Origin of the sequence: Leptolyngbya sp. FACHB-711 (genome assembly GCF_014695615.1) — a bacterium.
GTDB lineage: Bacteria > Cyanobacteriota > Cyanobacteriia > Elainellales > Elainellaceae > Leptolyngbya_A.
Genome location: NZ_JACJOR010000276.1, coordinates 1 through 5049 on the forward strand (window position 1 = coordinate 1; position 5049 = coordinate 5049).

The 5049-nt window shown below is 53.8% G+C and carries 3 protein-coding genes; 2 read left to right on the forward strand and 1 reads right to left on the reverse strand.

Going from position 1 to position 5049, the window contains the following annotated elements; translation table 11 throughout:
* Positions 1–30 precede the first annotated feature (30 nt).
* On the reverse strand, positions 31–1347 hold the full coding sequence (locus tag H6F80_RS10915) for a pentapeptide repeat-containing protein (RefSeq protein WP_190791582.1): 1317 nt from the start codon (positions 1345–1347) through the stop codon (positions 31–33).
* 302 nt (positions 1348–1649) lie between these two features.
* Between H6F80_RS10915 and H6F80_RS10920 the strand changes: the two genes are divergently transcribed.
* Both H6F80_RS10920 and H6F80_RS10925 read left to right on the forward strand, forming a co-directional pair.
* Entirely contained in the window at positions 1650–3926 is a 2277-nt protein-coding gene (locus H6F80_RS10920; RefSeq protein WP_190791583.1) for a CapA family protein, read from the forward strand.
* Between the two features lie 34 nt (positions 3927–3960).
* On the forward strand, positions 3961–4821 hold the full coding sequence (locus tag H6F80_RS10925; protein WP_190791584.1) for an aldose epimerase family protein: 861 nt from the start codon (positions 3961–3963) through the stop codon (positions 4819–4821).
* Positions 4822–5049 lie beyond the last annotated feature (228 nt).

Below are 5049 nucleotides of genomic sequence, written 5' to 3' on the forward strand. Positions count from 1 at the left end.
ACCAATTAAACGCGAGAATTTGCAGCCGCCCTAGCGATTTAATCGGTTTGGGATGCCTTCGCAGCCGCCAGGAATCGTCGATCGCGTGGCTGACCCGCCCCAGGCACAGCAGTAATATCGCTGCTCGGCTGACAACTGCTGAACCCCAGTGAAATCGGCTCCCTCCACGACAGCCCCCGTAAATTCACCTGTTTTGTAGTTGGGTAAATCGGTCAGCGATCGAGGCGTTGCTGTTTCTACCGAGCCGTAGAATAAACGCACTCCGCGTAGATCGGCTTCAGATAAATTCGACCCGCACAGGATCGTCCGCGATAAGTTGACACGCACCAGTTCACAGCGGCTCAGGTTTGCCCGAATCAAGTTAATGTCGCTGAGATCCACCCAACGCAAATCCGTTCCTTCTAGATCGGCGTTTGCCAGCATTACCCCCAGATCAATTACGCGCACCCCCGACTCCCGATCTTCGGCATAGCTGCCCAGTCCATCCAGAATCGGACGACCCAATCGCCGATCGCGCTCTAGCGGGGTAAGCAACCTCGATCGCGACAAAAAGCGCAGCACTTTTGCTTTGCCGTTGGCATCAACACTGCTGAGAATAGCAGCCGTGCGTCCTTCAGCAATGGCTCGTTCCTGGGGCCAATCTTCGAGCAGCCCTTCTTCATCAAGCACCAGGTCAGAAACTCCCTGAAAATAAGTGTCGATCGTCTGCTGCTGCGTGATTAAATTTTGCTGAATCGTCAGATTTTTGGAAATCACATACTGCCGCCACGCTACGTAAACCGCCAGCAGTGCAATCAAGATTTGCCCGACGGCTCCGATTACTTCTCCCGCCGCTCCCACCGCATCCCAGTTAAGCTGGCTGAGGAATTCGCTCAGCCGATCGGCTCCACCCGTGAGGTAAACAAAGCCGATCACGGCTGCAATCAGTCCCACAATGCCGATCGAGAGGGTGCGCTGCTGCGGAGAAAGCAGTTCGATCAGGACATCTGCGGTTGCCACCCACAGTACACGCAGCGAAACCAGAAGCGCGACGGTTGCCCCAGAAAATCCCAGCCAAAAGGCGTTGAACCATAGCCCTGCAACCATCAAACTGACCGCGATCGTAATAATTAGCCCTAAGGGAGGCTGAACCTGACCGCGCCGGGCGATCGACAGCGAGATGGGCATTGCAGAAGCTTCATTGAGCAGCAGGGCATCGGGCATCAAAGCGTCTACCGGAGCAGGCTGACGAGCCGATATACTCGAAGCCTGGACGACTTGCCGCTCTAACCCTGGTTGCCCTGACACAGCAGAGGCTTGATCTTCTGATTGAGCTGGATTGCTGGAAGAATTGAAAATTGAAGGCATGAATCGCAGTTATTCACCACAGCTATGGATTACAGAGGCAGACCGCAGAGCAACCCTTGCTGACCGCTGACTTGCCGACCACTGATAGGACTCAACTTATAGGATAGCCGCGACTTCTGAGCAAAATAATCTTGCTTCTCGCCGAAATTCTTGCAGTAAAGTTCTTCAAATTCAAAGCATGGCAATAGAATAAGTTACTTAGCTGCTGCACTGGACTGAGATCATCCTCAGCAGGTATCGCTGAAGCGAGATGAATCAGCAGATGGTAAGGGCAGAGCAACTGATCGGGAGGAGTGAAGCAGATGTCCAATTTAGAAAGCTCTTGGGAAGAGACGGTTGTGAAGCTAGCGCGGGCGGGCAATTTGCGAGCAGTCGCATTCTGGTTGAACCGCGATCTGGTAGCGCAGGGGATTTGTGTCCAGGCGACGACCAATCAGCCCGGACATCTCACCCTACAAATTCTCTGCCGTCAAGCTCCCGATCGCGATCGCTTAGTTCACTTTATTGGTGAGCGGTTGAGCCAGCTTTATTCCCCTGTGATTCAATCGGTTCACTTTAAGGTGCAGCTTGTCGGCTCGGCAGAAATACTCTGGACCCAAACCGCCCATCTTGCCCCCGTTTCTCCTTTCCCAAATGTGGCAGAACCAATAGGGACAGAGACAAGGCTGACAGCCCAAGCAGCCGATCGTGGGACAGTTCCCCAGGCGGGACATCGCTCCACAGTTCTCCAAGCGGGACATCAAGATGTGAATTCCGTGCAGCCTGTGCCGATCGCGGTTGCTGCCTCGACTGCTTCAAACGTTGCCTTACAAGACTCTGTGGCTCCAGTTTCAGAGCAAATGCCTGCGGTTGCTGCCGCTTCTGTTGCTGCTTCTGGCAGTGTGCCTGCCACGATCGCCTTTCAGCCCACGGTGCCGAAAACCCAACCGGGAACGAAGCCGGAAACGAAGCCGGGAGCATCGTCTAGACCAAAATCGCTCAAGCGAAAAACGGCTCACTGGCTGAAGCACAGTCAGCAGCAAATGCAGCAGAGCGGTCGTCAGCTTCGGCAGACTACTGAGCAATCGATCCAGTGGTTTCAGCGGCAAAAACCGCGCCAAAAGGCAGTCATTTTAGGCGGTTCTGCGATCGCAGCGTTTTTGCTGGGCTGTGGCTTTGAGCTATTGCGCTATCAAGTGACTCTCTTTACTGCCAAAAGCCAAAATCCCGAAGCGGCGGCAGGAGCTCGCTATGAGGGCATGGTAAAAACGGCGCTCGAGCAAGTTCCGGTGGTTCAGCTGCCAGCTGCGAATGCCAGTGATCCCGCCATTACTCTGCTGTTTAGCAATGCTGTCACGCTCACTTCAGCCTCAGGTCAGTCAGGCATCGCCGCGCAGCAAAACGTCGATATGCTGATTTCCAGTCTCAATGCGCCTTTAGCTGGTTTAGCTGGAACTGCTGCTCAAACCGAGCATTCTGCCAATTCTTCTACAAATCCTTCTGTAGCTCCTTCGGTCAGTCCTTTGACCAGTCCTTCTGAGACTACGCCTGAAGCTGCGACTCAACCAGCGATTGAGTTTGACCAATCTGCTTCAGCCGATTCAGCCGGAGCCTTTGGACCTTTTCCTCAAGCAATGACGGATGGTTCTGACTTGTCTGAATCAGATTTATCCGAATCAGATTTATCCGAATCTTCATCCGAAGCAGACCTATCCGAATCCTCGATCGATTCTGCAGAAACAGATTCAGTTGCAGAACCGCCTCCTATCAATTTGCCGCCACTGACACTGCAACAGCTCCAGGCAAATCGGGTCAATGTAGTCAACCTGGCAAGCAACCCGCTCATTCAATCCGGCGGCGACGCGCTCAACGAGACAATCAAATCGCTCAGCCAAGCCAGCATCTATCCGATCGGGGCAGGAGCCAATCAGCAAAGTGCCCGTCGTCCGCAAATTTTTTCGATCAAGGGTAAGCGGATCGCTTATCTAGGCTATTCCGATGTCAGCCTGCAAACTGCGGCACAGAATGCTGCTGGACTCAACACCAGCGTTAATGAACAGGTTGAAGCAGACATCAAATCAATTCGCAATCAGGTGGACTGGGTCGTCGTCAGCTATCACTGGAACCAGAATTTGCGATCGTACCCGGAAGACTGGCAAATCAATATCACCCATGCCGCGATCGACCATGGAGCAGATCTGGTCGTTGGCTACCATCCGACGGTGACGCAAGGGGCAGAAGTTTACGGCGGACGGGCGATCGTTTATTCACTGGGTTCCCTGCTTGACCCGTATCAAGCGCAGGATGCCGAGCCGACGAACCAGCAGTACGAAACCCTTGCCCTCAAGCTCAGCCTTCAGGAGCAGCAGATGCAGCTTGAACTCCTGCCTGTGCGCGTCAGCGGCGGACAAACCGAAGTTCTCACTGCCGAAGCCGGAACCTCGATCCTGGATTACCTCAAGCAAGCCTCCAGCCTATTTCGTCAGCCGTTGAGATCGCCCACAACGCTGGATGCCCGAATTCGCCTGACCCTTCCTGCCGCGCCCAACTCCGATAAGCCCTTTTCCGAACCCTTCACCGTAGACCCGACCCAACCCTAGCGTCCAACCCTAGCGCGTAAGCTTAGTAATTGTTATGGCTTTTTCGATCGAGCAACGCCAGTTTCTCACCTGCATCCTTACCGACGAGGCAACCTCAACTCGCCTGGAAGTCGTGCCCGAACGGGGCGGAATCATCACACGCTGGCAAGTGCAGGGGCAAGACATTCTCTATTTAGACGAAGCGCGTTTTGCCGATCCCAGCCTCAGCGTCCGGGGCGGAATTCCCATTTTGTTTCCTATTTGCGGTAACTTGCCCAACAACACCTACACCCATCAAGGCAAGTCCTACTTAATGAAACAGCATGGCTTCGCCCGCGACCTGCCCTGGACAGTGGTTAACCCTTCCCCGGCTGACGCAATCCAGCTTGTGCTAAGCAGCAGTAACCTGACTCGATCGCAGTACCCGTTTGACTTCGAGTTACGGTTTACCTATCGCCTTCTGCCCAATCGCCTGCGGATCGAGCAGCAGATTACCAGCCGTTCCGCTGAACCGATGCCCTTCTCGATCGGCTTTCATCCCTATTTTCCAGTCAATGACAAGGCTCAGCTTCAGTTCGAGATTCCGGCGATCGCGTATCAGGATCAGCAAACTCAAACCGTGCATCCGTTTTCAGGACAGTTTGATTTCGATCGCGATGAAATTGACGTTGCCTTTCGCCAGATTTCTCGCGAGTCTGCAAGCGTTGCCGATGCTGCCCGTCGAATTGACCTGACCCTCGCTTACGATCCCCTGTTTTCCACGCTGGTTTTCTGGACGGTCAAAGGAAAAGACTATTACTGTCTCGAACCCTGGAGTGCCCCACGCAACGCGCTAAACACCAGAGACTCGTTGACGCTGCTGCCACCGTGCGATCGACTAGAGACAGCGATCGAGCTATCCGTCGCGTTTCGATAGATGCTCTGCTCGAAGGCTGCTCTGCCCCTCAAAGGCTGTACCTTGAAAACACCTCGAAAGTACGTTTCAGAAGCGATGTTCAGAAAGTTCGCTCATCTTCAGGCATTTCTCTAAATGGTGCGACTGATAAAGTCGTCTCATGTGGGGCATGAGGGGCAGATGTTTAATCTTCCAGCATTGGATTCGGAGGCGGAACATGTTCATGGGCATTGGAACTTAGATTCGATC

Coding starts and splice junctions, on each gene's coding strand:
- H6F80_RS10915 (WP_190791582.1), bottom strand. CDS start 1,347: ATGCCTTCAATTTTCAATTCTTCCAGCAATCCAGCTCAATCAGAAGAT.
- H6F80_RS10920 (WP_190791583.1), top strand. CDS start 1,650: ATGTCCAATTTAGAAAGCTCTTGGGAAGAGACGGTTGTGAAGCTAGCG.
- H6F80_RS10925 (WP_190791584.1), top strand. CDS start 3,961: ATGGCTTTTTCGATCGAGCAACGCCAGTTTCTCACCTGCATCCTTACC.